This is a genomic window from Nostoc sp. C117 (assembly GCF_043099735.1).
Classification (GTDB): domain Bacteria; phylum Cyanobacteriota; class Cyanobacteriia; order Cyanobacteriales; family Nostocaceae; genus Nostoc.
Genome location: NZ_CP170991.1, coordinates 211,366 through 235,932, shown reverse-complemented (window position 1 = coordinate 235,932; position 24,567 = coordinate 211,366). Strand labels below are relative to the sequence as shown.

Genomic DNA, 24,567 nt, shown 5'->3' with positions numbered 1-24,567 from the left:
AATGCTCAATCCCCAATGCTCAATCCCCAATGCTCAATCCCCAATCCCCAATCCCCAATCCCCAATCCCCAATCCCCAATCCCCAATCCCCAATCCCCAATCCCCAATCCCCAATCCCCAATTCCCAATTCCCAATTATGAGTGTTACTCCTAAATCTGATATCAATTGGCAACCGCTAACATCGCCGCTAGCAGATGCTAACCCTGCTTCTAACTTTTTTGGTGAATTAGTACAAGAGACACTAGCTTTAACACGTCGCTTGTTTATTCAATTGCAACGCCGTCCCTCGACATTAGTTGCGGGAATTATTCAGCCGGTGATGTGGTTGGTGCTGTTTGGCGCTTTATTCCAAAATGCACCTAAGGGCTTGTTTGGTAGTACGACAAATTACGGTCAATTTTTGGCTGCTGGAGTAATTGTGTTTACAGCCTTTGCTGGAGCGCTAAATGCTGGTTTGCCTGTCATGTTTGACCGCGAGTTCGGCTTTTTAAATCGTTTGCTAGTGGCACCCCTAGCATCACGCTTTTCTATTGTCTTTGCTTCGGCAATCTTTATCATTAGCCAAAGTTTACTGCAAGCCGCGGTGATTGTAGCAGCGGCAGCGTTTTTAGGTGCTGGTTTACCTGATGCCGCTGGTTTAGGTGCGATCGCTTTAATTGTCTTTCTCCTCGCTTTGGGTGTGACAGCTATTTCCCTCGGTTTGGCTTTTACCTTACCCGGACACATAGAACTGATTGCAGTAATTTTCGTCACTAACCTACCATTGTTATTTGCTAGCACTGCCTTGGCTCCTCTATCCTTTATGCCGCAGTGGTTGCAGGTTGTAGCTACTCTGAATCCTCTCAGCTATGCGATCGAACCCATTCGCTATCTCTATCTCCACAGTAGTTGGACTTTAGATAGTGTAGTTATGCAAGCTCCTTGGGGTAATGTTAGTTTTGGCGGAGCATTGCTAGTGTTGTTTGGCTTTGCACTTGTGGCTTTAGTCAGTATTCAACCCCAACTTCGTCGGACTCTTGCTTAAGATAAAATAGAGCAATTTAAGGGTCAAAACCCCATGAAAAAACCATTTTTACAAATTACTAGACTCTTTGTGGTTACCGTTGCAGGAATCAGCTTTGCTTCCTTGCTCCTGGCTCAACCCAGTTCGGCTCAAGTCAGCAGTCCACAGGATGCTTTTCCCACTAATAGCTCAACAGACCAAAATACCGATCCGTTCTCGCGCTCAAACTCAGACAATTTCAACCCGCTCGATCTGATTCATCGGGCGAATTTTGGGACTCTCAACTGGAATTATGACCAACACAACGAACAATTAGACTCGGCAGCAGCAGCTTTTAAAGCAAGACAACAAAAACTAATTCAAGGTCAACAACAACAAGCAACCCCCAGTTTCCCAAGGATTACATTACCAGTCGTTACACCGTCATTAGTTACACCAGTTACACCAGCATCCGGTAACTGAACTCAAATAAAGAACCCCAAGTTTCAGAAGCTTGGGGCTAAGACTATTAAAAAATTCTCAGTTATCAGGTTAAAAACTACAACCCAAGTGCAGCTAAAATATCTTCAGCATGGGTTGTGGTATTTACACTAGCGTCAACATGGACGATTTTGCCCTGAGGGTCAATTACATAGGTGACGCGCTTGGCATAACCACCGCCATCCACATCGAAAGCTGTGATGAGGGATTTATCGCTGTCGGCTAGTAGAGGAAAATTCAAATTATATTTTTGGGTAAATGCCTGATGGGAGACCTCATCATCTGCACTGACTCCCAGCACTACCACATCTTTACCTTGATACTTAGACTGGGCGTCCCGGAAACTACAGGCTTGTTTAGTGCAGCCCGGTGTATCATCTTTGGGGTAAAAATACAAAACAACTGTCTTCCCGGCAAAATCAGATAAAGAAACCGTGTTGCCGTTTGTATCTTTGGCGGTAAATGCAGGTGCATCCGTACCAACTGCTAGAGGCATAATTAACCTTTCCTGTTTCAGATTGTTGATGCACTTGAAATTTTACATTAATTTATAATGTTTAAATATAATTGCTAAAAAATAGCATAACTATATTTTAGGCAGCCAATTTTGGTTAAATAAGGTATTTAGTACAAGAAAAAACATATTGTTAAATTAATCTTTATTAAAAGAAAAATTTCTCCCTATACACAATGCCTCCTGTAGATTCCCAAAACCCAAAAACTTTTGTCTATACTCCCAGCACAATACAAAGAGCGGAGCGATCGCTAATTTGTTCGCCCTTTAATGTATCTTTATTTGAAGTTATGGGACATCAAAGTGTGACATTGAGTGCGATCGCCGTAGAAAATGGATTTAAGCAGGGCTATACTAAGCGCCCTTTATCGGAATTAACGTCTGACAACGCCTTGGGCTGGCTAATTCAAGTTGGTGTATTACGGCGAGAAGTTGATGGTCAGGGAATTACAGATGGTTTTCGCCTCACTCCCTTGGGACGCCAGTTGATAGAAAAATACCAGGGAAAAAATTGGCGTAATCCTTCATGGCGCGATCGTTTATCCGATGCGGTGATTCGTTGGTTGCGGTTACCCTTTTAGAACACAAAACTAAAGAGTTAGGATTAGCGAATCAAAGGGAACAATATATACGGAAACATCACACTCCTTCATGAAGTCTTTACCATAAGTCTGGTGAAGATTGGGCATTGGGCATGGGGAGACTTGTACTGAGTTTCGACTACGCTCAACTACCGCAAAGCCGAAGTATGGGGAGACAAGGGAACAAGGAGATAAACAAAACTCCTAACTCTTAACTCAACACTCCTAACTCAGCACTCCTAATGCCCAATGCCCCATACCCAATAGCCCTAAAATTTCACCCTATAACCTATAACTTAAAAACCTAATACTGACTATGAAATCAATTATGGTGGTGGGGACAACATCCCACGCAGGGAAATCACTTTTAACTACTGCTATTTGTCGTATTTTGTCCCGGCGTGGCTGGCGAGTGGCTCCTTTTAAAGGTCAAAATATGGCTTTAAATGCTTATGTGACTGCCAATGGTGGGGAAATTGGCTATGCCCAAGCAGTACAAGCTTGGGCTGCGGGAGTAGTACCTTGGGTAGAAATGAACCCAATTTTACTGAAACCCCAAGGAGATATGACTTCCCAAGTAATTATCAAAGGCAGATCTGTTGGTAAAGTGAGTGCCTCAGATTACTACGAGCAATATTTTGACCTGGGGTGGCGGACAATTGAAGAATCGCTACAGCATTTAGGAACAGAATTTGATTTGATCGTTTGTGAAGGTGCCGGCAGTCCTGCGGAGATTAACCTGAAGCACCGAGATTTAACTAATATGCGGGTGGCAAAATATTTGAATGCACCAACCATGTTAGTAGTTGATATCGATCGCGGTGGTGCTTTTGCCCATGTAGTAGGCACTCTAGAGTTATTGGAACCGGATGAACGCGCTTTAATTAAAGGTGTCGTAATTAATAAGTTCCGAGGACAGCGATCGCTCTTAGAACCGGGAATAAAATGGTTAGAAGAACGTACAGGTATTCCTGTTGTCGGTGTTATACCCTATTTAGAAGAAGTATTTCCCGCGGAGGACTCCCTTGACCTGTTAGAACGTCAATCGAGCAAAGCCCACACTGACCTCAATATTGCCGTCATCCGCTTACCCAGAATTGCCAACTTCACCGATTTTGATCCACTAGAATCAGAGGCGTCAGTTTCTGTGAGATTTCTGAGTCCGAAGCAAGATTTAGGACATCCAGATGCAGTAATTATCCCAGGTACAAAGACCACAATTGCTGATTTGCTACTGCTACAAAAAAGCGGTATGGCAGAAGCTATTCAACATTATGCTGCTTCTGGGGGAACGGTTTTAGGCATCTGCGGCGGCTATCAAATGCTTGGACAAATCATCGCCGATCCAGAAGGAATAGAGGGACAAGCGGGCAGATTTCAAGGGTTAAATCTTTTACCAATCAGAACTGTAATTACAGGACAGAAAATCGCCCGTCAACGCCAAGTTACCTCGAATTATCCACAACAGGGCTTGCCAGTTAATGGCTTTGAAATCCACCAAGGGCGATCGCGCATTGAACAGCAAGGCATAGATAGCCAATCTTACCATGCCCTATTTGACGATGTTAATTTAGGGTTAGTGGATAGTTGTCAATCAGTGTGGGGAAGTTACCTACATGGGCTTTTTGACAATGGGCCTTGGCGACGGGCTTGGTTAAATCGTCTCCGTCAACAACGGGGTTTAAAATCTTTACCCACAGGTGTAGCTAACTACCGAGAACAACGGGAGCAGATTTTGGATTCCCTAGCCACTCAAGTTGAAAGCCATTTAGACTTAAGTCCGTTTTTGTCTTAAGGTAAAATGCTTTGAAATGTCATTAGTCATTGGTCACTTGTACTGAGCGATTTGCCCTGACTTGTGCCGAGCGAACTTGTACTGAGTTTCGACTACGCTCAACTACCGCAAAGCCGAAGTAGCCGAGGTAGTGAAGTCAAAGGGAGTCGAAGTACAAGTGACAAACGACAATACTAAATTAAATTCATAAGAGCGATGATTGTTCGTGTCCGCTTTTTACCAGATGATGTCATAGTAGATGCCGAAGTGGGAGAATCCCTGTTACATGTAGCAGACCGCGCTGGAGTATTTATTCCCACTGGTTGTCTGATGGGTTCTTGTCACGCTTGCACCGTGGAATTAGAAGATGGAGAGACGATTCGCGCTTGTATCACCGCAATACCACCACGCGATGAATTGACGATTAATTTGTTTAGCGACCCAACTTGGTAGTTTTTTAACCCTCGTAAATCATAAAATTTTCCCAAGTGACCAAAGTCGGGCGACTAACACGCAATACCTCAGCTAAATTTCAATTTCAGATTCAATTCAAGCTGTTGATGAATTTGAACAAAGGCTAAAAGCTGACAATGGGTGAAACAGATAGCGCCGCGATCCCAATCGGGGGAGTGGCTGGTGAAGAAAGGCGATCGCATGAAACCGAATAAACCGGAAATTCCACTATTGAAGCCTGTTTTTGCTATCTATATCAATATCAATTACCTTTAACATTTAGCGCGTATTGTTTAAACCTTTCCAAATCAGCTTGAATCGTCGATTCAACTATCCTTCCCAAAAATAAGTTATCCATAATTTTGCCAATAATCCCAGGGATGGCGTAGGAAATAGTCATTTTCACAATGCTATTATTGTGGCGATCGTAAAAGCGAATTGCTCCCTGATTCGGCAAACCATCAATAGATTCCCATTGAATAATTTGGTTGGGAATAACTTTGATAATTCGGGATTTCCAGCTAAATTCGAGACCGTTACTACTCAATTTCCAAATAGATATATCTGGATTATCTGGCATAATCTTGACAGAATCAATCCACTTCATCCAGCGAGGCATTTGCTCTAAATCTGACCAGAGGCTCCATACTAAATCTATGGGAACTTCTACTTCTATCTGTACAGTATGCTCTAACCAATCTGACATTTCTCTTCTTCCTTCTCTAGGAGACGCTGCGCGTAGCTTAGTTTTTTGCAGGAGTACGCGGTTAGTCAATTCTTCAAAGTTTCCAAAATCACTTTTGCCGCACGCCGTCCAGAAATAGTCGCTCCTTCCATACTGTCGATGTAGTCTTGCTGAGTATAGCTCCCTGCAAGAAAGAAATTATCTACTGGTGTTTTTTGGTTGGGACGATACGCATCCATTCCTGGCGCTTCTCGGTAGAGAGACTGAGCAAGTTTTACCACACTGTACCAAGTCATATTTAGTTCCCGCGATGAGGGAAACAGTTCATGAACTTGCTTGAGGACATGTTGGGCGATCGCTTCATTACTTTGTGCAATAAACGGATCTCCCGGTGTTAGCACTAGCTGCAACAAAGAACCCTGTCCTGGGCGATAATAATCAGCAGGGCTAGTCAACGCCAAATCGGCAAAACAAGAAAAGTCTGCATCAGCTGTGTACAATAAATTATCAATTCCAGCCGCATGATTTAGCTGTTTACGTTGCTCTCCATCGTTCAGTTCCGTTACCCAACCATCGAAGCGTAACTGCACCGTTGCGACTGGCACTGCATCAAGTTTATAAATATTGTCAAATTCTGACCACTTACGCCACTCGTGGGGTAGGATGCGTTGAATTCCTGGAATATCACAGGCAAAAACATAAGCATCAGCGGTAATAGTTTCTACTGTATCACCTTGGGCAACTGCTATACCAGTGACGCGGCTTTTTCCGTCTGACTCTGTAAACTGAATTTCCCGGACTTGTCTGCGCGTGTAAACTTTAGTGCCTCTAACTTCCAAATATTCCAGAATGGGCTTATGTAAATATTCATAGGGAGAACCTTCTAGCATTCGCAAAACTGAAGCTTCAGTTCTGACTGCAAATAACTGGAATATGGTTAACATACAACGGGCAGACATATTTTCGCAATCAATGAATCCCAATGCGTAAGCAATGGGGTTCCATAAGCGTTTGATGCTGCCATTACTTCCACCATGACTGCGGAACCAGTCGGCAAAACTAACTTTATCTAAGTTGCGGATGGTTTTCATCGCCCCGTTAAAGTCTACCAATCCGCGAACTATGGGACTAGTACCCAAAGCGATCGCATTTTGCAATTTATCTTGCAACGATAGTTGAGAAGTAGTGAAAAATGCTTTTAAGCCATTAAAAGGCGCACCTGTAAAAAAGCGAAAATCTAACGCCCCAGTCCGGCCTCCTTTGTTAATAAAAGTGTGGGTATGTTCTTTGAGGCGCAAATTTTTTAACACCCCCACTTTCTTCATTAAGTCAAATAGTTGGTAGTAGCACCCAAAAAATACATGCAACCCCATTTCTAGATGGTTGCCATCTCCATCAACCCAACTCCCAACTTTACCACCCACAAACGGACGAGACTCAAAAATCTCTACTTCACAACCAGCATCAGCTAGTTCGACTGCGGTTGCTAGCCCAGCCAGTCCCGCACCTACAATTGCAACGCGCATTCCGTCGTTCCTTTTCAGTTTCTTTACAGATTGTAACTGGGTTGGTGTCGGAATTTGCCACTTAATATCAACTTCACCAGCATATCAAGGCTAAGCAAGGTCAATACTAAAACTTCCTCGATCGCTCCTTTGAGTCTCGTTATATGACCAGACGCGAGAAAAATCGCGTCTGTATCGATTAAACAAAGTCTTGTCCATTGTGGCGGACTCAAAAAAATATCATTGCTATTTTTTGATGGTAAAGCAGTTATCTGGTAATTAGTGAAAGCGTCTTCTTACTTGTTTACATCTTTGCTATCCTCGGAGATAGGCAAACTTCTAATCAGTTCACGAATCACATCAGTTGCAGGTCTACCTGTTTGTTGACAATATTTTTCTAGTTTTTCTGCCTCCTGTGTTGCGAGATTGACAGTTATACGTTTTACGGCCCATTTTTTGTTTGTCATTATCATGCTATTTGCTGTATATTTGCATTACCGAAAGAGTCTAAACTAAAGAGGAAAACGATAAGATTATCAGAGTTTGTGTCAGGAAACAAGTAATACCATTAATATTAAGATTGTTCGTTTTGTCAAAGGTTTCATCATTTTCTAAAAAAATCAATAAACTACACTTTTTTTGTTACCATTGTCACAGTAGAAAAATCACATAGTTGCTTTTGAAGATAATAACCCCACTAACAGCATCAGTAAACCCTGACAATTAAATTTAATAAATGCAATGTAAGAGACCTACTGTTGACTCAATCAAGATTTACAAAATTAATTTCGATCAAATCCTTTTTACCTTCTGTGTTAGCCAAGCTTAGCGAATGCTCTTGGAGAGAACATCTGGATATAAGACCTGAAAATAAAGCTTTAGCATCATTATTACGCTTAAATGCTTACCGGGACGCGGGTTAGAATGATATATATAACTAGCGAATAACCACTTAAAAACAGGTAAATAAGCGATCGCTCCACAACAAACATCAATCTGCACACATGACTATAACCAATAAGCTAAGAGTCACTTTAAGGGCTATAAATTTTGGTTTTTATTGATTTAACTGATTTATTTTTTCTGCCAATCTTGTAGTCACAAGAAGGCATGATTCTCAGTTTACTGGGATGTAAATATCTAAGATTCACTGATAAAATTTGACAGCATTATCTGTAATATTACACAGAGCAATAAACCCAAAAATGTGATGTTAATTGACTGTTATCTATAATAATATTCTAGTTTTGTTTCATACTTTTATACTAAAGACCCGTAAAGATAGAATGATTTTTTCGATGTTTTTTCTCTTCCCTCTAGGGATATAGTTTGTTGTCAACTCAACAAACTGTTTGTCCATTCATTATATTTATCTATCTTGAGGTGATAGAAATCATTTTTAGCCAATTATGGTGTTACACATTCGACAGTATTTTTTTTGCCATATCTAAACTAAAAGAGAAATTATAGGCAATAAAGTTTTGAAATCCAATTATTTTTTATTGTTTATTATCCTTTAGAAATCATGATTGTATATATAAATATACTGACTGACTGTGTTCATTATAGTCATTATTTCAGGACTTTAAAGAATCTTTATTTAACAGAAAATAGTTAGGTTTTTATTCTTTATAAAAAACTTACGAAGAAAAAGCTATGTTCTTGAGCTTTTGCTTAATAATATTGATATATAACAAGATACTAAACTCAGAAAGTTGTTAAAAAATATTTCAATGTTTAACCACATTGGCTAGATGTAGTTAAAAGGCAATGTATAGATAATATTAATTAAAATGTAATGATTTATACGTTTTTGGTATAGATTAAAATACTGGAAATTTTCAGAATACAGATACTTCATGAAATTTAGATAAAGCAAACTTCTAATTAGTCCTAAGTAGAAGGCAGTTCTGATAAAAAATTTTTCAGCACCATCGAAGAAAAAGGGAGCAAAGCAGGGGAAAACTTTTAACTCAGCACCGGCTAAACGCCCCGCTATCCATGTACAGCAAGGGCTAAACCCCCGCTAATGCTAACAGCACTCATAACTTAAAAACTCAGCACTATTCAAGTTAGTGAATGCAACTATTCAAATTTAAGTTGGGGCATGAGTTGGAGAGTACCAATCCCTAAATCTTTAGGTGAAAGCGATCGCCCTTCAAACAAAGCCATCATATCTCGTAACTGGGGATTACCACGGGAAGCTCCCGTTAGTCCTTTAGCAATAATTAAACCACAGTAGCCCTTAGTATTTTTACAGCGCTGATTCCATTTTTTTCGGGCTTCTACATGTATCGGATCTTCATCCAAAAATTCACCAAATAGGAACAATTCACCATTTTCAGTTTGTAATAAACCGAGGTCGTAGCGATCGCCATCAAACGGATCTGCGCCGGGATTAAAGCAAATTGCTCTCAGTCCACCTGCTGCTTCAATTCTTTCAATTACAATCTTTGCTTTGGGACGGGAAGTTTGAATTAAAATCACCGGCAAACCGTCACCCACTTGTTTGATTTCATCTGCCTTATGGTAATTAACTCCTTTACGTAAGTACTCCAACATTTCCCACGACACCACACCTAAGCTGAGGAAGGAATCTTCTGGTATCAAGTCATCTTGCAATGATTGGAAAGTTGAAGATCCAAGATCGTCAATTTCTGCATTATCAACACCAAAACCAGCCATTTCCTCTAATTCTGCTGCTAACTGCGGCATCGTAGAGACTGTCACAGCCAGAGATTTAGTTAATTCTTCACAAGGCTGCGGGGGAGAAATGCGATAGCGACGGCTGAGGGTGGGGAAGGGTTCAGAATGTAGCTGGCGTCGATGATCGCGAATAAAGCGGCTTAAGCTTTCGATCGCTACAAAGATTACAAGTGCTTCCTCCTCATACAAAACAGACCGCAATCCTTCTAGGGGGTGGATATTACCGAAGGTGGGGTCAATATCTGATAGTGGCAAATCTGCCAAATCATCTAAATCCTCATCATCTTCGTCGGTTTCATCAGCACTCTCAAAAGTGAGAAACAGACAATCTTGCTTGAGGAATGCTTCTTCTAAACGCTCTTGTGATTCTTCATCCCTTAAAACTGCGGCGCGGAAACGCTTTAGAGACTCTTCTGAGCGATAAAACAAAATCCCATACTCCATTCCCAGCATTCCCATAATGGAGGCATAGAGCGTACCAACATCCCACTTGTTAATTTCTATTGATAAAATTTGCTGTTCTTCTAAAAATTCCCAAGGTGCTGCTTGCCAAATTGCAAATGCTTTCTCTCGCAAAATTTGTGCGTACTGTGGTGGTAAGTCAGGGGTTTGACTATCGAGAATATCCGCGAACCCACGAAACAATTCGTCAATTAAAGGTAGTTCTGGTGCATAGTCAATGGCGATATCCAAATCTTGCAACACCCCTCGCAGGTAAAATTGGATCTCGCGGTCTTTGACTACAATTCTTTGCGGTCTGGCAGGTTTTGCCGGACTATGGGGATGCTCCATTGCTCGCATGAGAGTACGAACTATTGCTTCCGGACCGATATCTGAAGCTACCACATCCATTCCTCGAACAATACCTTGGGAGTAATCTACCCAAAGAATGCATTCTCCCTTTGCCTCTGAGTCTGACTGCTGGCTTGGTGATGACAGCGGACGACGATCGCCCTCCCATACAGAAGGAATTTGAGTTAATTTCTTCAAGCGACGACTGGTAGAGCGATTAAAACTTGTCATAGAGTAACTTAATCAAAAGAAGCAATTTGGCAGTAAACTTTTGGGGATGGCTCGCCTCGGATAAAATTTTCATGGCTGCACCTGAAGGTTAGTTGCTTCTGTTGCTGCCAAAAGGCTTGAACTCCAAAAATACAGAATCGATAAATATATTGAGTCTCTCAATTCTAGAATAAAAATCTTTGGTCGCTTTTAACGGAGTGTTTACAATTTGGCACTTAGCGACATCTAAGCCGTTAGAATGAAAACAAAAACACCAAGGGGAATCCAGAGGCAATAATAAGCCTACACAGGGTAAGCCTTAAACTAATTAAGGAGTTGAAAAGCAGATGACACAAGCAACTCAGGCTCAACAACGCGGAATTCTGTTGAGTGAAGCCGCATTGCGCCAGGTAAAATCCCTTCAGGAGAAGCAAGGCACAGACCTATGCTTACGGGTAGGAGTACGTCAGGGTGGCTGCTCTGGGATGTCTTATATTATGGATTTTGAAGACGCCAGCAAGATCGCTCCTCAGGATGAAGTTTTCGACTATGACGGCTTCAAAATTGTATGCGATCCCAAGAGTCTATTGTATCTCTACGGCTTGATGCTCGATTATAGCGATGCAATGATTGGCGGTGGCTTCCAATTTACAAACCCCAATGCTAGCCAAACTTGCGGTTGCGGCAAGTCATTTGGGGTGTAATATTGTCATCTGTCAGTTGTCATTTGTCTTTTGCAAATGACCAATGACTAATGACCAATACTTCGACTACGCTCAGTACAAGTGACTAATGACCAATGACTAATGACTAATTTAGTATGACTCAAACAGTTGAATCCCTGTTTGATACAGGTTTAGAACGTTATAAAGCTGGAGAACCAGTAGATTCTTTAATTCCTGTGTTTAAAGAAGTGTGCGATCGCGCCCCGAAAACTAGTGCTGCTTGGATTTGTTTGGCGTGGTTATATCTACTCAATGACAAAGCCAACTTGGCTTACAAAGCTGCTAATAAAGCTGTCAAGTTAAATCCACAAGACCCCCAGGCTAGAGTCAATCTTGCCTTAGCAATGCTGGAAACAGGACAAAAAGGTTTGCGGGAACACATTGACTTTGCACAACAGTTAATTTTTGTCAATGAAGAATGGGCAGACGAAATAAAAAGTAGTATTGAAGACGGTTTAAGCAGAAAACCAGATTGGCAAAGTTTGATAAAAGTCAAAAAATGGCTGTTTGAGGAGTAGGGATTGGGGACTGGGGAGATGGGGAGACTTGTACTGAGTTTCGACTACGCAAAAATCGAGCGACTTGCACTGAGCGGCGTCGAAGTGAGTCGAGATTCAACTACCGCAAAGTCGAAGTATGGGAGATGGAGAGAGAATTTCAGCCCACCACCCTACCCCTCCGAGACTCCCAATGCCCAGTCCCCAGTCCCCAGCGATGCACTGAGCTTGTCGTTGGCGCAGCCTTTCGCACAGAAGTGTCCCCAGTCCCTATCCCGATCATGAAAGATAAATTGTTAAATTGGCTAAACGTGGTTTTAGTCGCAGATGTTTTTTTAGTTTTGTTTGGTTTTGCCTGGTTAGCGATCGCTGCGATGGGTGATGCTGCTGGAGTAAACCTGGGTTTGGATCTATGGCATAAATTGTGGCAACCTTTATTTAACCCAGCAATTGGCATTCTTATGGGTGGTGCCATTCTCAGCGGTATTATCAGTTGGGTTTCCAAAAAATTTCTCTCTAATCCATAGTCGTCACAATACTGCTCGCTTTGTGCATTTTTAACTCGGAATTGGGTTTGGGGAAAAGGTTAAAGGGTAAAGGTTAAAGGTTTTTTCTTTCCCCTTTCCCTTTCCCCTTTTCCCCTTAACCGACAAGTATTGATAGTCGTAAGGATATTAGGGACTAGGGACTAGGGACATTTCTCGCAGAAAAGTGTCCCCACTCCCCAGTACCCAGCGATGCACTGAGCTTGTCGTTGGCGCAGCCTCTCGCAGAGAAGTGTCCCTAGTCCCCACTCTATGCAAGAATTTGTGTGAGTGCTGATTGTAAATTAGGATATCGATACTCAAAGCCTGTTTCGATGGTGCGCTTGGGTAAGACTTTTTGACCTTCTAAAACTACTATAGCCCCGTCTCCTAAAAGGGCTTCGATGGCAAAACTAGGGACGGGTAACCAAGAAGGACGATGCATTACTTGTCCCAACGTTTGACTCAAATCTCCCATGCGGACTGGATTAGGGGCAGTGGCATTATATACGCCTTCGATTTGGGGTTTAATTAAAGCTTGCAGAATCAGGTTAACTAAGTCGTCTACGTGAATCCAAGAGAACCACTGGCGACCACTGCCAATAGGCCCACCGGCGAAGAGTTGGAAAGGCGGAATCATTTTGGCCAAGGCACCACCATTACCTAAAGCAATGCCAAAACGCAGAATTACTAGCCGGACACCAGCATCTTTTACTTTTATAGCTTCTGCTTCCCAGGCTTGACAGACTTGGGCGAGAAAATCCTTACCAGATAAACTTGTTTCATCAAAAGTAGCTGTCTCACTGGTGCCGTAGTAGCCAATAGCCGAAGCATTCACTAATACTGTTGGTCTGGGGTTAGCATTGACTATTGCTTCAACGATTTTTTGTGTGCCTAGCTTTCGACTATTGAGGATTTCTTGTTTACGTTCTGCTGTCCAGCGTCCCTCACCAATGGGTTCTCCTGCTAGATGAACTACACCATCACAAGGTGCGATCGCACTTTGCCAAGAACCTGATGTAGTAGGTTTATAGGCAACAATTTCTAGATTTGGGAAAGCCCCAGATGGAAAAACCTTTTGAGCAAAACCAGTGTTTCGAGTTAACACCAGTATTCTATGACCTTCCCGGTGAAGTCGTTTGACTAAAAGACTACCAACAAATCCTGTTGCCCCAGTAATTGCTACTTTCATTTTTTACCTCCGCCAAACCCTTATTTTAAAGTTTTTTATCAATTTTTCAGCTTGGGGCACTTTTCTTATGGGTAAGCTGATATGGGTCTAAATTATATAAACACTCTTTATAATCGTTGGCGGTTGACGGTTATCTATCGGTCATAGTCAACTGTCAACTGTCATCAGGTAAATATACTAGTTTTCTGCGTTAGAACATAACACAGATCTGATTGTATATCTTGTACTGGTTGAGCTAAAAAATGAAAAACTTTGCTTTTTTAATGAATTGCTGTTTAGATGCTTCGGTATTATAGGATGGACGGAGTGTTGCAAGGCGTGGGGCTATTATGGCTCGCTATACCTGTTCATTTATTGTTTCTGTTCCGAGTGACCATCTGTTGCCGTTACTTGTAGAACTTCTACAGGACTGTCAATTGGATATTCAATACCATATGGGCGATTACATTATCGCTCGTGAGTTTCCTGGTAATGTTTCTTTTTCTAAATTAGTGACAGTGGAAATACTGATTGATAAATCAAAAAGTACTGAAACAGAAACCCGGATGAGTATTGTGATTAAAAATGAAGAGTTGCCACTCCAATTAGATAATTACTGCCGACAAATGTTTGAACTTATCAAACAGGCGATCGAAAGTAGCCGTCATTGGCATTTGATTGAAAGTCTCGCAGGATAGCTTTGATGCTTATGTTAATGCTCCCACAACTCTAAGCTGTGGGATTCTGAGACTTTTATTCGTGGGCTTTCTAATTTAGGAGTTGTAATTCAGTCTCCTAGATCCTCGAAATCCTCGGTCATCCCGGGGTTTATTAATGTAATGTCATACTCACTCGAATCAGTTTGCCCTAAACGCTGAGTGTTTCTTAAGAGGTAATAAATAGCACGTACTTGAGGACCAAAAACAATCTCGTCTTCATTTTTTAGATCGTGGGCTGGTATCTTGCGTCCATTAATCATCAAACCGTTGGAACTAGGCTTTCCTTTGGCATCGCCATCTACAATTCGGTAATAGTAGCTGTGACTATTATGCTCTCGTGGCAATCTCACTAATGTGGCATGGCGACGAGAGACAAATTGTGACATCAAACGGATATTACATTCGCGGTCTCTACCAATAGAATAGACGGGCTGCTCCAGAGAAAATTCTTTGCGACCTTGATCGTCTTCAATAATTAGTAGATGGTTTTCATTGATTTCTGCTGCCATTGACAAATGCTTGGAACTTTGATTAATCAAAATTTGTTTAATATCGTATTTTGCCATTTTCACGCACCATCGTCTGTGGTGGCGATCTAAATAAGCTTTAACTAATTTCGGCAATTACCCCACTATACCGTTTGCGTTCGCGTAGCGTCTCGTAAAGAAGCGTTCCACAGGAAAGTTTAGTAGTGGGATGAATTTCACAATTGCATAATACCTTGAAAGAGTAGAAGATGGACGTTGTACTCCAATAGGTATAATAGCTTTGGCAGAAACCTGAAGACCGACTCAATTTAAGTTGAGATCAGAATATGGAAGATTTGTAGATACAAATCTTACATATAAGAGAGCATTTTATCTGTGATGAGCCAACCGCCGTAATAATATTGAGTTTGTGACGACGCTAACAGAGCTAAAAGCCATTAACGCAGCAGCACCCGATGGGTTCAGAACAAAACCAAGGCTAGGGAACAAAACACCTGCTGCTAAAGGAATACCAACTGTATTATATGCAAAAGCCCAGAATAGATTCTGGCGGATTTTGTTGAATGTGGCGCGACTAAGTTGAATAGATTCGACGACATCGTTTAAGCGATCGCGCATCAAAACAATTTCAGCGGTTTCCATCGCTACATCTGTCCCTGAGTGTAAAGCAATTCCTACATCTGCTTGGGATAAAGCTGGGGCATCGTTGATGCCATCACCTACCATTGCGACAACTGAGTGCTGAGTGCTGTTAGCGGTAGCGGGGCGTTTAGCCCGTGCTGAGTACTGAGTGCTGAGGGAGGAGTGAGGAGTTTTCTTTGTCCCCTTGTCCCCTTGTCTCCCTTGTCCCCTTGTCCCTTGTAACTGAAGAGACTGTATTACAGCCGCTTTTTTAGCTGGAGGAACACCTGCGATTACGTCATCGCTATCTAATCCTAGTTCTTTGGCAATGGCGTTGGCTGCTTCTTGGCGATCGCCACTGAGCATCATTACCCGTAAGCCCATTTGACGTAGCTTGTCTACGGTCAATCGGGCATCTGGTCTGAGGGAATCAGAAACAGCAATTAGTCCAGCTAAAATTCCCCCAACTGCGACGTAAACCACCGTTTTACCATTTGTTGCCCAATCCTCTGTTATCTGTTGTGCGGTTTCGCTAATGGCAATTCCATGCCAACTCAACCAGTCCCAGTTACCCAACAGTACAACAGTGCCTTCTACCACGGCGGACACCCCCAGTCCTGGTTCCGTATGAAAGTCCACAGCCTCTGGAACAGATAACTGTTGGCGCTGTGCTTCTTGCTGAATGGCTTTTGCTAGGGGATGGTGAGTACCACTTTCTACGGCTGCAGCTAGTTGTATTAGGGATTGGGCATTGTTATTCTTCTCCTGCTCCTCTGCTCCTCTGCTCCCTTCGTGCTTCTTCCTCAGTCCCTCAATTGATAGACAATCGCTGACGATGGGATTACCTGTGGTCAAAGTGCCGGTTTTATCAAAAACTACGGTGTTTAGTTGGTGTACTTTTTCTAAAACGTCACCACCTTTGATTAATAGACCGCGTTCTGCGCCCATACCTGTACCGACAAGAATGGCTGTTGGTGTGGCAAGTCCTAAAGCACAGGGACAGGCTACTACCATTACAGCGATCGCTAATTTTAAGCTAACTAAGAGTGGTGTTAGCGGATAGCTAAGGTTTAGCCCGTGCTGAGTGCTGAGTGGGGAGTGGCTCATCATATCCATGCCACCAGATATGGTGACATCAGTCCAGATATGAGTACCAAAAAAGTACCAAAAAATAAATGTTAATACAGATGCCGTTAGCACCCCGTAGGTAAAGTAACCTGCTACTGTATCTGCTAATTTTTGTACCGGGGCTTTGCGGGTTTGGGCAGTTTCTACGAGGGTAACAATTTGAGCTAAGGTTGTATCACTTCCAATACGGGTTGCCTGAATGGCGATCGCTCCTGATTGATTGAGTGTTCCGCCTATTACCATGTCTCCCGCCTGCTTGCTCACTGGGACTGCTTCCCCAGTCAACATTGACTCATCAACCGTTGTTTGACCAGCTACCACTTCACCATCAACGGGGATTTTATCACCCGGCAACACCTGTAAGCATTCCCCAACTCGCACCTGTTCAGCGGGAATCTCTACACTAGCAGATCCGATTCCTGCTTTCTCTGGGTTGGCAATTAACCGAGCTATCTGTGGTTGGAGTGCTAGCAATTGTCTAAATGCCGCGGCGGCGCGACCTCTCGCTTGTTGCTCTAATGTCCTTCCTAAGAGAATAAAGCCCAGCATCATTACTGGTTCGTCAAAGAAGCACTCCCAACCCATTTGGGGAAAAAGCAGCGCTACTAAACTAGCAATGTAGGCTGTCAGGGTTCCCAATCCCACTAGGGTGTTCATGTTAGGTGCATTTCGCCGCCAACCCAGCCAACCATCGATGAAAATCGGGCGACCGGGAATTAGTAAAGCGATGGTTGCCAATCCACAGTGGAACCAGATGTTATTCAATATCGGTAAGATTGAGCTACCAATATTACCAAAATGTCCACTTCCCGACAATACCAGCAATAGTGCAGCGATCGCCAACTGTCTCAGTGAAGAGCGCATTTCTCGGCGTTGTCGTTCTGCTGGGTCTGGTAAAGTAGATTTCTCACCTGCGACTGTACCACTAGCTTTGCGGGATTGAGTTGGGAATCCAACGGCTGTTAATTGCTGTGCTAGTACATCTGCATCTACTGCACCAGCTTCTGACTCTACAACTGCTACCTCTGTCGCCAGGTTCACACAGGCACTTTTGACTCCTGGATGTTGGGTTAGCTGTCGCTCAACTGCATTCACACACCCAGCACACTTCATACCCCCAACATCTAGAATAATTTTCTCTAAAATTGGGGCAAATTCTGGGGCTAGCTTAGTTTTGGGGACAAGTTGCATGGCAAGTGTTTAGGTTCGCTACGGGAATTCAACGCCTGACTAAAAGCGTCTCTAATTCGAGCGTAGGCGAAATCTGGAACTATGACTTAATGTCAACCATATTAAATTTATTAATTTATCGTACTGCACTGAGCGTCAACGACGGTTCCAGCGTAGATAAGTTACATAGATAACAGCCGCAATCTGGATTGGCATCAGGACTATTAGATTTTTCAATAAATAGTTGATTTCCAGATGAGACATAACACTGAAATACCCTATACCCAACAACAAAAACATCGCCCAGCTAAGCTGTTTAGGTTTGAGAATCACCATATCAATAAGAATTAATGTAGAAAAGTTGTATAACTGCTGCTATAGATAAATAAACCTAATTACTCTCTTTGATTAATTTTGATACTTGTATATGTATGTAGTAAGGACTTTAGTCCTTGATTTTTTAAGTACTAAAGTCCTCACTCCGAACTTCCAGACCAACTTAGATGTATAAATTAGTTCGTAGTCTTGGCGTTGCGTCTCGTAGAGAGGACTTTAACCAATTCTGGGGGTTTAAGTCCCCTGCTTCAAAAACGAGCAAGTTTTGTGGCGGGTCTACTAAATCCAGGTTGCAAAACTTAATTACGAATTATGAATTATTTTAGTCCTTGGCTTGAGGGACTTCCAGAAATTAAATTATTCAATTTTGGGAGAGAAGATGATTGTTAGATTCTTCCCCTGTTTCCCCTGCTCGCCGAAACGATGGGATATTTTTTTAGTTGGAAGTCCCTGAGCGCTCATTAATAACTCTAGAACCAACCCTGCTTATTCGCAAAGTAAGTATTTACAAATTCTTCAGGGGACTTATTTAAGTAGATCATGCCTTCAATTAAACCTACAAGTTGCATAATCAATAAGGAAATGCCGTAGGTAAAAGAACCCCCAACTACAGAAATCACCAACATGATAAAGCCTTCTGGAGCATATCCGAGAATAAACTTATGAACGCCAAAGGCTCCAAGAATAATGCCACAATAACCTGCTAAAAGTTGTTTTCTTGGGTGACTGGGATTGAGATTTGCCATATGAGTGCTGCTCCTGAATAAGTGAGGTATAAAAATAAAGTTTTTATTGTAATAAAAACCAGTAAATTTATTTGTTTAATAAATAGATTCTTAATTTTTTTAGTACAAGTAAGCCTCAAAAATTAATAATCAAAATCAGCGTGCTTCTGCTCTACAGGGTACGCTGGAAATATGAAACATCAAATGTATTTCAACATAGCCGAAAAATCTGCCGCTCGTTGAGGGCTGTGGTTGATTTGAGCGCAAATTCTCGTGCGGCAATTTTGCAGATTTTCAGGCAAGAGATTTATCTTAAGAAGAATGAACCTCAATAAATCAGTAACAACTGATAGACCATACCACTTTTTACAAGTCCATCAGTATTATTTCCGGAGTTTTTTACGATCGCAGCAGCAATAAGGATTATTGGTTTTGTGGGTATTAGAGATGTTATAATTGTAACCGATTTTTAGTTATCAGCTACTATTTACAGCACTGCAAACAAAATTTGCAATCCAATTAATTACAGACACAAATAGCTTAGTGAAGCAGTTAATATCTCGAAAACGGCTAAAATCACCCAGATGAGAATAAATGCTTAATTTAGATAGTTTGTTGTCTATGAACAGGATTATTAAATTTGGCTTTTAGGTAGCATTTATGCTTAAAACCAATTGTAACCAGTAATTTATTGCTACCTATGGAGATAAAATCAGATATTTCCATTTTTGGCAACAGTATTTAACAGTATTAATTACTACCAAGAATAAACAGGCTTAACAGTGTACCACTATTCCAGAGGCTGTGGAGGAGCATAGGAGCGAGGAGATTGCGCGATCGCGTGTAAACTACTCCCAAGACAATACCCAATGCGGTGAGTGGAAGAATTTCCGACAAGCTGAGGTGAGCGATCGCAAATAACAAACTACTAACCAGAATTGATACCCACACGGGTAAAAAACGAGTTAGAGAGGGTAGTAAAAAGCCGCGAAACAGAAGTTCTTCAAAAAATGGAGCTGCGATCGCTGCTGTGCAGAAAAATATGCCAAGTGCTATGCTATCTCGACTTTCCAGCGCTAGTTGCAACAAAGGATTACTACCACCCTGTCCTTGCCACAGCTGTTGATTAATTAAAGATACTACTACAACTATTGGTAAAGCAGCGCAATAGCCCCCTAGTCCCCACAAAAACCAGTTATCTTGAAAACGAAAGCGAAACCAAAATTCTGGTAACGGAAAAAAGTCTTTGATAGAGAAATACAGTACCGATAACGCACCTGATGCTACCAGTAAGTAACTAACTAAAACAGAAAAAGCTTGAAGTCGCACATCATCGACGGGACGGGAGATTGGGAGCCGCGATAGCAGTATGGGCACAAAAAGTTGTCCCATAAAGAAAAAGCCGACGACAAAAACCTGTAAAACCGTTTCTATATCCCAAGGTGTTGACCAAGGTAAATCGCCATTTTGACTTAATAAAGAGGCTTTTCCTTTGAGTAAGCGTTGACCAAATAAGAAAATTAGTAGTATTAGACCGATTAACGCTGCTAAAGTGGGAATAGTACCAATAACAGCTAATTTGATTACTGCTTGAGCAGAAGCTTCTTGTTGTGCAGCTTTAACCGCTGATAGCGCTTCTTGTCGTTGCTGAAGTTGGTATAACTTAACTAAAGCTGTAGAGCGAAACCAACCTTCTAAATTCTTTTGAATCGGTTGTTGAGTATTTGGTAGTAGGCGGGGAGGATTACTCCAGAGTCCACTCAACACAGCAGCAGTTTGCCCAAATTCTGGAGTGATATCTGAGCGTTGTTGTAATTCACTCCACGTTTTCAGGGCTATATCTGTTTGTCCTTGCTGCGCTTGTAAAATCCCCAGGCGCAGATCTAATTCGCTTAGTAATTTTTGTTGTTCTTTGAGGGACTGCTGTAACTGTTTTAGCTGTGCTTGTTGAGAAGTTTTGGTAGCAGAAGGAACATCTGGTAAAGGTTTCGGAGGGGTGGCAACTATATCAGATTGAGAGCGCAACTGTGCAAGTTTATTGTTAACTTTGTCCAAATTAGTTTGAACAGATTGACGCGCTTCCTGATACTGCTTTGTAGCGCTTTCTAGGGGTTGCTCGCCAAGTATCGCTTCCCGAACTGCCTGGAGACTGTCATCCCTGTCATCTCTGCTATCTTCTGATTGCCAAGCTTGGGCTTGTAGAGCAATATTGGTTTGGTAGAGTTCTAGGCGACTTTGAAACTGAGGTTCTTGCCAACTACCGAACAAAGACGAAACTGCCAACAGAACTGCTATTGGCGTCATTATAAAAATTAAAATCAACCGTTTGATTGTCATCTATGCCTCTTTTACTAACCAGTGAGGAGCGCGTCCCCCTTGGGAATTATCGCAAGAAAAAGTCAGAGGTGGATAGATATCATCAATATTATAAGTTTGCGTATGAATGTGCGTAGGCGTAGTTCGTCTTAGACATCACACCCACCATGTTAAATTACAACCCATTACACTGCTTACCCTCCGCCGAGGATCTGCCTGACTCTGACGATGAACCTGTGGATAATCAACTACAACATTTGATTCCTGGGCTGCTAGAAGCTATCTTAGCTTGGCTGTGGACAAGCCGAATCGATTGGTTTTTTGGCGTTGATATGGGGATATATTACGATCCCGAACTACCGCCGATTGTACCCGATGGGTTTTTAAGTTTAGGAGTCGAGCGAGTTTTTGATGAAAATTTGCGTTTAAGTTATGTGTTGTGGGAAGAAAAGGTGATGCCAATTATGGTGTTGGAAGTTGTTTCTCACAGACGGCGGGGGGAATATACTAGCAAAAAGAAACTTTATGCTGAGATGGAGATTTTGTATTATGTTGTTTACAATCCTCAACGCCGTAGAAAAGCGCCTTTAGAAGTTTATCGCTTAGTAAATGGGGAATATGTATTGCAGCCAGGAAATCCTGTTTGGTTATCAGAGATAGGTTTAGCAATTGGTTATGAACGGGGAACCTATCAGGGAATCATACGGGATTGGTTGTATTGGTATAACCAACAAGGAGTTAGATATCCAACACCAGAAGAAGTGGCGATCGCTGCCGAACAACGCGCTACTACTGCTGAACAACGCGCTCAAAGGCTGGCACAGGAGTTGCGAAGGTTGGGGATAGATCCAGATTCTTTGAGTTGATTTTGTGGGGAGCGATCGCTTTATTAACTAGTACTAATAGCTCATTGAGATAAACTTAGTTTTTTCTTGACAGATTGCCAGGTTGAACCTTGGTTTGGGTTTTGCCACAGGGCAAAGGCATCTAAATATTACTCTCGATCGCAACGAAGGTTAAGAACCAACCAAAAAATCTTTCCTTTCGCGTTTGATTCTTTTTGAAGCCCCAAAGCGATGCTTGGGTTGGGCTACGCCAAGGCCTAAAAATTTCGCAATAAGCAAGAGTGAATGACATTAAAAAGTCTACTATCAATAGACTTTGCTTATTGACATCATGCGGCCGCCCGCCTCGAATCTCGGCTCAATATCTATATTCTTTATCATAAAATCATAATTTTGTAATTATTCTTTGTCAATAGTAATTATAAGAACTATCAATATCATTATTTGTTAATTCTTTCCAAAAATAGTATTTACTATAATTTAATACTTGCGAGATAAACTGATTTTTCGGTAAGTAAATTCAGAAAAAATCCTGATATCAAAATTTTCAGGTTAACAAGATTTTCTTGCTAAATATACTTTAAATTTACTTATCAATCAATTTCAAAATCGCAATTAATTTTTACCCTATTATATGTATTGGGAGTTCTCATGGCAAAATATCTACTAGCTTCTGCTAGTGGGATGGGATTTTTATGTTTAATTGCCGGGTTGTCACCTGTGCAAGCCCTTCCTAATTTAGAAATTGCAGATAAAAACGTAGCTGTTAATCAAAATGATAGCAGCCATCAAAAAAATGATTTTCATCCAGGCAACTTAGGAAATAATATATCGACTAAATTGCTGATAGCTAATGAGAATCAAAAAAAATTCTCGTCAGTCAATCAACAGCAAAAAAATCAAAATTTAGAAGTAAATTATGCTGTTAAGTCTGAGCAGCTAATCACACCACAATCTGCAAGTTCATCTCCATCTTCAGACAAACTTGCACAAGTAACATCTGTATCCCAATTATCTGATGTACAGCCGACTGATTGGGCTTTTCAGGCACTCCAATCTTTAGTCGAGCGCTATGGTTGTATCGCAGGTTATCCCAATCAAACCTATCGCGGTAATCGGGCGATGACTCGCTATGAATTTGCTGCTGGCTTAAATGCTTGTTTAGACCGAATCAACGAACTGATTGCGACTGCAACTGGTGATTTGGTCAAGAAAGAAGATTTAGCCACGTTGCAGAAACTACAAGAACAATTTGCGGCGGAATTAGCAACATTGCGGGGTCGAGTAGATGCTGTAGAAGCTCGCACAGCAGAACTGGAAGCAAATCAGTTTTCTACTACAACCAAACTTAATGGTGAGGTAATTATTGCTGGTGTTGGTGCTAGCGGTGGCGCTCCTAATAATAGCGACTCGAACATCATCCTAGTCAATAGAGTGCGGTTAAATCTCACCACTAGCTTCACTGGTAAAGATTCATTAATTACTGGATTGCAAGCTTATAACTTTTTGGGTGGAGCCGATGGACAGGGTAGCCTACAACAAAGTTTAGGATTAGCTGCGCCGCTTTTAAGTGCAAGTAGCGCTCGTACCAGTTTTGAGCCACAATTTCCGGGGTTAAATGTCAATACTTTGTCGGGTGTTGGCGCAAACAGTGTTCAGCTTTACAAATTGCTGTATATCTTTCCTGTCGCTAATAAATTAACCTTGTTTGCAGGAACTGCGGCGGAAACATCAGATGCTTTCCCAGCAATTACGCCTTTTTATGGTGAAGGACAAGAGTCAATATCTCGTTTTGCCGGCTTGAATCCTGTGCTACGAGTTTCTGGTGGAACTTCGGGTACTGGTTTAGCATCGGCGGCGGGATTTATTTTTAATATTTCGCCAAATTTGGATTTAAGAGCTTTATACGGCAGCGTAAATGCCAATTTACCCGAAAAATCTGCGGCTGAGGCACTACCAGGAGTTTCTACTACACCTTTGGGAGCAGGTTTATTTAGTGGTAGTAGTATTATTGCCACACAGTTAACCTTCAAGCCAAGTCCCGCTCTGGATATTGGTTTAAACTATGCCCACAGTTATCACGAAATCAATATTTTGGCTACAGGATTAATTAGTAGTGATATCGGTGCTTTAGCAGGGATTGGAGCAGGGACACCGGTCACACTCAACTCTGTTGGGGGTACGGTAACATGGCGATTGTCTCCCAAGATAGCCCTATCTGGTTACGGTGCAGCAATATTTGTTGATGCTGCTTCCAATAGCGTGAATGCTTCCACCACCTTTACAAGTTGGATGGCGGGAATTCACTTCAGAGATTTATTCAAGCCAGGAAACACTGCTGGGATTCTTTTTGGTCAGCCGCTTTTCCGTAGTGATACTGGTGGTTCTGCTCAACTTACCCCCACAGGCGAGAATCGGGCAACTCCTTACCATTTAGAAGCCTATTACCGCCTTCAAGTTAGCGATAATATCAGCATTACCCCTGGTGCGTTTATTCTCTTTAATCCAGAAGGTAACAGCAACAATGAGACTACGACTGTAGGTGTACTTCGGACTACTTTTACGTTTTAACAATACCTCCAAATAGCGATCGCATTA

Annotated in this window: 21 protein-coding genes; 11 read left to right on the top strand and 10 right to left on the bottom strand. The window is 41.9% G+C overall.

The genetic code is table 11. The features are described from left to right. Window positions 1-137: 137 nt before the first annotated feature. Window positions 138-1,025 carry an ABC transporter permease gene (locus tag ACFG4S_RS02790; RefSeq protein WP_392535889.1) on the top strand — a complete coding sequence of 296 codons (888 nt, stop codon included), beginning with the start codon at window positions 138-140 and terminating at the stop codon, window positions 1,023-1,025. Window positions 1,026-1,058: 33 nt separating this feature from the next. Then, entirely contained in the window at window positions 1,059-1,466 is a 408-nt protein-coding gene (locus ACFG4S_RS02785; RefSeq protein ID WP_392533354.1) for a hypothetical protein, read from the top strand. 76 nt (window positions 1,467-1,542) lie between these two features. Here the strand turns inward: ACFG4S_RS02785 and ACFG4S_RS02780 are convergent, their stop codons facing one another. Then, window positions 1,543-1,980, bottom strand: coding sequence for a peroxiredoxin (locus ACFG4S_RS02780; RefSeq protein WP_392533353.1), 438 nt, complete (start codon window positions 1,978-1,980; stop codon window positions 1,543-1,545). 194 nt (window positions 1,981-2,174) lie between these two features. On the opposite strand from ACFG4S_RS02780, the gene ACFG4S_RS02775 reads away from it, so the two are divergent. The 3 genes from ACFG4S_RS02775 to ACFG4S_RS02765 all read left to right on the top strand — a co-directional run bounded on the left by ACFG4S_RS02775 (window position 2,175) and on the right by ACFG4S_RS02765 (window position 4,806). Further along, the gene (locus ACFG4S_RS02775) at window positions 2,175-2,579 is read left to right on the top strand and encodes an Npun_F0494 family protein (protein ID WP_392533352.1); all 405 of its coding nucleotides are present in this window, start codon (window positions 2,175-2,177) and stop codon (window positions 2,577-2,579) included. A gap of 316 nt (window positions 2,580-2,895) precedes the next feature. After that, window positions 2,896-4,374: a cobyric acid synthase CobQ gene (gene cobQ / locus ACFG4S_RS02770; protein ID WP_392533351.1), complete on the top strand. Its 1,479-nt coding sequence runs from the start codon at window positions 2,896-2,898 to the stop codon at window positions 4,372-4,374. A gap of 195 nt (window positions 4,375-4,569) precedes the next feature. Beyond that, complete coding sequence (locus ACFG4S_RS02765; protein WP_392533350.1) at window positions 4,570-4,806, top strand: 2Fe-2S iron-sulfur cluster-binding protein; 237 nt, start codon at window positions 4,570-4,572, stop codon at window positions 4,804-4,806. 262 nt (window positions 4,807-5,068) lie between these two features. On the opposite strand, the gene ACFG4S_RS02760 is transcribed toward ACFG4S_RS02765, so the two are convergent. From ACFG4S_RS02760 to ACFG4S_RS02745, 4 genes are all read right to left on the bottom strand, one after another. Then, on the bottom strand, window positions 5,069-5,512 hold the full coding sequence (locus ACFG4S_RS02760; RefSeq protein WP_392533349.1) for an SRPBCC family protein: 444 nt from the start codon (window positions 5,510-5,512) through the stop codon (window positions 5,069-5,071). 65 nt (window positions 5,513-5,577) lie between these two features. Then, entirely contained in the window at window positions 5,578-7,017 is a 1,440-nt protein-coding gene (gene zds / locus ACFG4S_RS02755) for a 9,9'-di-cis-zeta-carotene desaturase (protein ID WP_392533348.1), read from the bottom strand. A gap of 275 nt (window positions 7,018-7,292) precedes the next feature. Continuing rightward, the gene (locus tag ACFG4S_RS02750; protein ID WP_392533347.1) at window positions 7,293-7,469 is read right to left on the bottom strand and encodes a CopG family transcriptional regulator; all 177 of its coding nucleotides are present in this window, start codon (window positions 7,467-7,469) and stop codon (window positions 7,293-7,295) included. A 1,612-nt stretch (window positions 7,470-9,081) separates the two neighbouring features. After that, window positions 9,082-10,725, bottom strand: coding sequence for a DUF6930 domain-containing protein (locus ACFG4S_RS02745; protein WP_392533346.1), 1,644 nt, complete (start codon window positions 10,723-10,725; stop codon window positions 9,082-9,084). A 326-nt stretch (window positions 10,726-11,051) separates the two neighbouring features. Between ACFG4S_RS02745 and ACFG4S_RS02740 the strand changes: the two genes are divergently transcribed. The 3 genes from ACFG4S_RS02740 (at window position 11,052) to ACFG4S_RS02730 (ending at window position 12,453) form a co-directional block, all read left to right on the top strand. Beyond that, window positions 11,052-11,408 (top strand): HesB/IscA family protein, encoded by a 357-nt coding sequence (locus ACFG4S_RS02740; protein WP_392533345.1) that lies wholly within the window; start codon window positions 11,052-11,054, stop codon window positions 11,406-11,408. Between the two features lie 116 nt (window positions 11,409-11,524). Further along, entirely contained in the window at window positions 11,525-11,947 is a 423-nt protein-coding gene (locus ACFG4S_RS02735; RefSeq protein WP_392533344.1) for a tetratricopeptide repeat protein, read from the top strand. Between the two features lie 260 nt (window positions 11,948-12,207). Next, window positions 12,208-12,453, top strand: a complete 246-nt coding sequence (locus ACFG4S_RS02730) for a hypothetical protein (protein WP_392535888.1) — start codon at window positions 12,208-12,210, stop codon at window positions 12,451-12,453. A gap of 268 nt (window positions 12,454-12,721) precedes the next feature. On the opposite strand, the gene ACFG4S_RS02725 is transcribed toward ACFG4S_RS02730, so the two are convergent. Beyond that, the gene (locus tag ACFG4S_RS02725) at window positions 12,722-13,642 is read right to left on the bottom strand and encodes a TIGR01777 family oxidoreductase (RefSeq protein WP_392533343.1); all 921 of its coding nucleotides are present in this window, start codon (window positions 13,640-13,642) and stop codon (window positions 12,722-12,724) included. A 329-nt stretch (window positions 13,643-13,971) separates the two neighbouring features. On the opposite strand from ACFG4S_RS02725, the gene ACFG4S_RS02720 reads away from it, so the two are divergent. Next, window positions 13,972-14,319, top strand: coding sequence for a hypothetical protein (locus ACFG4S_RS02720; RefSeq protein WP_392533342.1), 348 nt, complete (start codon window positions 13,972-13,974; stop codon window positions 14,317-14,319). An 89-nt stretch (window positions 14,320-14,408) separates the two neighbouring features. Here ACFG4S_RS02720 and ACFG4S_RS02715 read toward each other — a convergent pair whose 3' ends face one another. The 4 genes from ACFG4S_RS02715 to ACFG4S_RS02700 form a co-directional block, all read right to left on the bottom strand. After that, window positions 14,409-14,906: an FHA domain-containing protein gene (locus ACFG4S_RS02715; RefSeq protein WP_392535887.1), complete on the bottom strand. Its 498-nt coding sequence runs from the start codon at window positions 14,904-14,906 to the stop codon at window positions 14,409-14,411. 291 nt (window positions 14,907-15,197) lie between these two features. Further along, window positions 15,198-17,768, bottom strand: a complete 2,571-nt coding sequence (locus tag ACFG4S_RS02710) for a heavy metal translocating P-type ATPase (RefSeq protein WP_392533341.1) — start codon at window positions 17,766-17,768, stop codon at window positions 15,198-15,200. Window positions 17,769-18,553: 785 nt separating this feature from the next. Next, window positions 18,554-18,829, bottom strand: coding sequence for a TM2 domain-containing protein (locus ACFG4S_RS02705; RefSeq protein ID WP_392533340.1), 276 nt, complete (start codon window positions 18,827-18,829; stop codon window positions 18,554-18,556). A gap of 729 nt (window positions 18,830-19,558) precedes the next feature. Next, window positions 19,559-21,145, bottom strand: a complete 1,587-nt coding sequence (locus ACFG4S_RS02700; protein ID WP_392533339.1) for a CPBP family intramembrane glutamic endopeptidase — start codon at window positions 21,143-21,145, stop codon at window positions 19,559-19,561. Between the two features lie 146 nt (window positions 21,146-21,291). Between ACFG4S_RS02700 and ACFG4S_RS02695 the strand changes: the two genes are divergently transcribed. Beyond that, window positions 21,292-21,990, top strand: coding sequence for a Uma2 family endonuclease (locus ACFG4S_RS02695; RefSeq protein ID WP_392533338.1), 699 nt, complete (start codon window positions 21,292-21,294; stop codon window positions 21,988-21,990). A gap of 630 nt (window positions 21,991-22,620) precedes the next feature. Then, a complete protein-coding gene (locus ACFG4S_RS02690; RefSeq protein WP_392533337.1) occupies window positions 22,621-24,540 on the top strand; it encodes an iron uptake porin in 1,920 nt (639 codons plus the stop codon). Window positions 24,541-24,567 lie beyond the last annotated feature (27 nt).

What these genes read in the sequence shown, in the direction of transcription:
- ACFG4S_RS02710 (WP_392533341.1), bottom strand. Translation starts at nt 17,768, where the DNA reads ATGCAACTTGTCCCCAAAACTAAGCTAGCCCCAGAATTTGCCCCAATT.
- ACFG4S_RS02760 (WP_392533349.1), bottom strand. Translation starts at nt 5,512, where the DNA reads ATGTCAGATTGGTTAGAGCATACTGTACAGATAGAAGTAGAAGTTCCC.
- ACFG4S_RS02695 (WP_392533338.1), top strand. Translation starts at nt 21,292, where the DNA reads ATGTTAAATTACAACCCATTACACTGCTTACCCTCCGCCGAGGATCTG.
- ACFG4S_RS02765 (WP_392533350.1), top strand. Translation starts at nt 4,570, where the DNA reads ATGATTGTTCGTGTCCGCTTTTTACCAGATGATGTCATAGTAGATGCC.
- ACFG4S_RS02690 (WP_392533337.1), top strand. Translation starts at nt 22,621, where the DNA reads ATGGCAAAATATCTACTAGCTTCTGCTAGTGGGATGGGATTTTTATGT.
- ACFG4S_RS02740 (WP_392533345.1), top strand. Translation starts at nt 11,052, where the DNA reads ATGACACAAGCAACTCAGGCTCAACAACGCGGAATTCTGTTGAGTGAA.
- ACFG4S_RS02730 (WP_392535888.1), top strand. Translation starts at nt 12,208, where the DNA reads ATGAAAGATAAATTGTTAAATTGGCTAAACGTGGTTTTAGTCGCAGAT.
- ACFG4S_RS02715 (WP_392535887.1), bottom strand. Translation starts at nt 14,906, where the DNA reads ATGGCAAAATACGATATTAAACAAATTTTGATTAATCAAAGTTCCAAG.
- ACFG4S_RS02735 (WP_392533344.1), top strand. Translation starts at nt 11,525, where the DNA reads ATGACTCAAACAGTTGAATCCCTGTTTGATACAGGTTTAGAACGTTAT.
- ACFG4S_RS02705 (WP_392533340.1), bottom strand. Translation starts at nt 18,829, where the DNA reads ATGGCAAATCTCAATCCCAGTCACCCAAGAAAACAACTTTTAGCAGGT.
- zds (WP_392533348.1), bottom strand. Translation starts at nt 7,017, where the DNA reads ATGCGCGTTGCAATTGTAGGTGCGGGACTGGCTGGGCTAGCAACCGCA.
- ACFG4S_RS02775 (WP_392533352.1), top strand. Translation starts at nt 2,175, where the DNA reads ATGCCTCCTGTAGATTCCCAAAACCCAAAAACTTTTGTCTATACTCCC.
- ACFG4S_RS02780 (WP_392533353.1), bottom strand. Translation starts at nt 1,980, where the DNA reads ATGCCTCTAGCAGTTGGTACGGATGCACCTGCATTTACCGCCAAAGAT.
- ACFG4S_RS02790 (WP_392535889.1), top strand. Translation starts at nt 138, where the DNA reads ATGAGTGTTACTCCTAAATCTGATATCAATTGGCAACCGCTAACATCG.
- ACFG4S_RS02700 (WP_392533339.1), bottom strand. Translation starts at nt 21,145, where the DNA reads ATGACAATCAAACGGTTGATTTTAATTTTTATAATGACGCCAATAGCA.
- ACFG4S_RS02720 (WP_392533342.1), top strand. Translation starts at nt 13,972, where the DNA reads ATGGCTCGCTATACCTGTTCATTTATTGTTTCTGTTCCGAGTGACCAT.
- ACFG4S_RS02725 (WP_392533343.1), bottom strand. Translation starts at nt 13,642, where the DNA reads ATGAAAGTAGCAATTACTGGGGCAACAGGATTTGTTGGTAGTCTTTTA.
- ACFG4S_RS02785 (WP_392533354.1), top strand. Translation starts at nt 1,059, where the DNA reads ATGAAAAAACCATTTTTACAAATTACTAGACTCTTTGTGGTTACCGTT.
- ACFG4S_RS02745 (WP_392533346.1), bottom strand. Translation starts at nt 10,725, where the DNA reads ATGACAAGTTTTAATCGCTCTACCAGTCGTCGCTTGAAGAAATTAACT.
- cobQ (WP_392533351.1), top strand. Translation starts at nt 2,896, where the DNA reads ATGAAATCAATTATGGTGGTGGGGACAACATCCCACGCAGGGAAATCA.
- ACFG4S_RS02750 (WP_392533347.1), bottom strand. Translation starts at nt 7,469, where the DNA reads ATGATAATGACAAACAAAAAATGGGCCGTAAAACGTATAACTGTCAAT.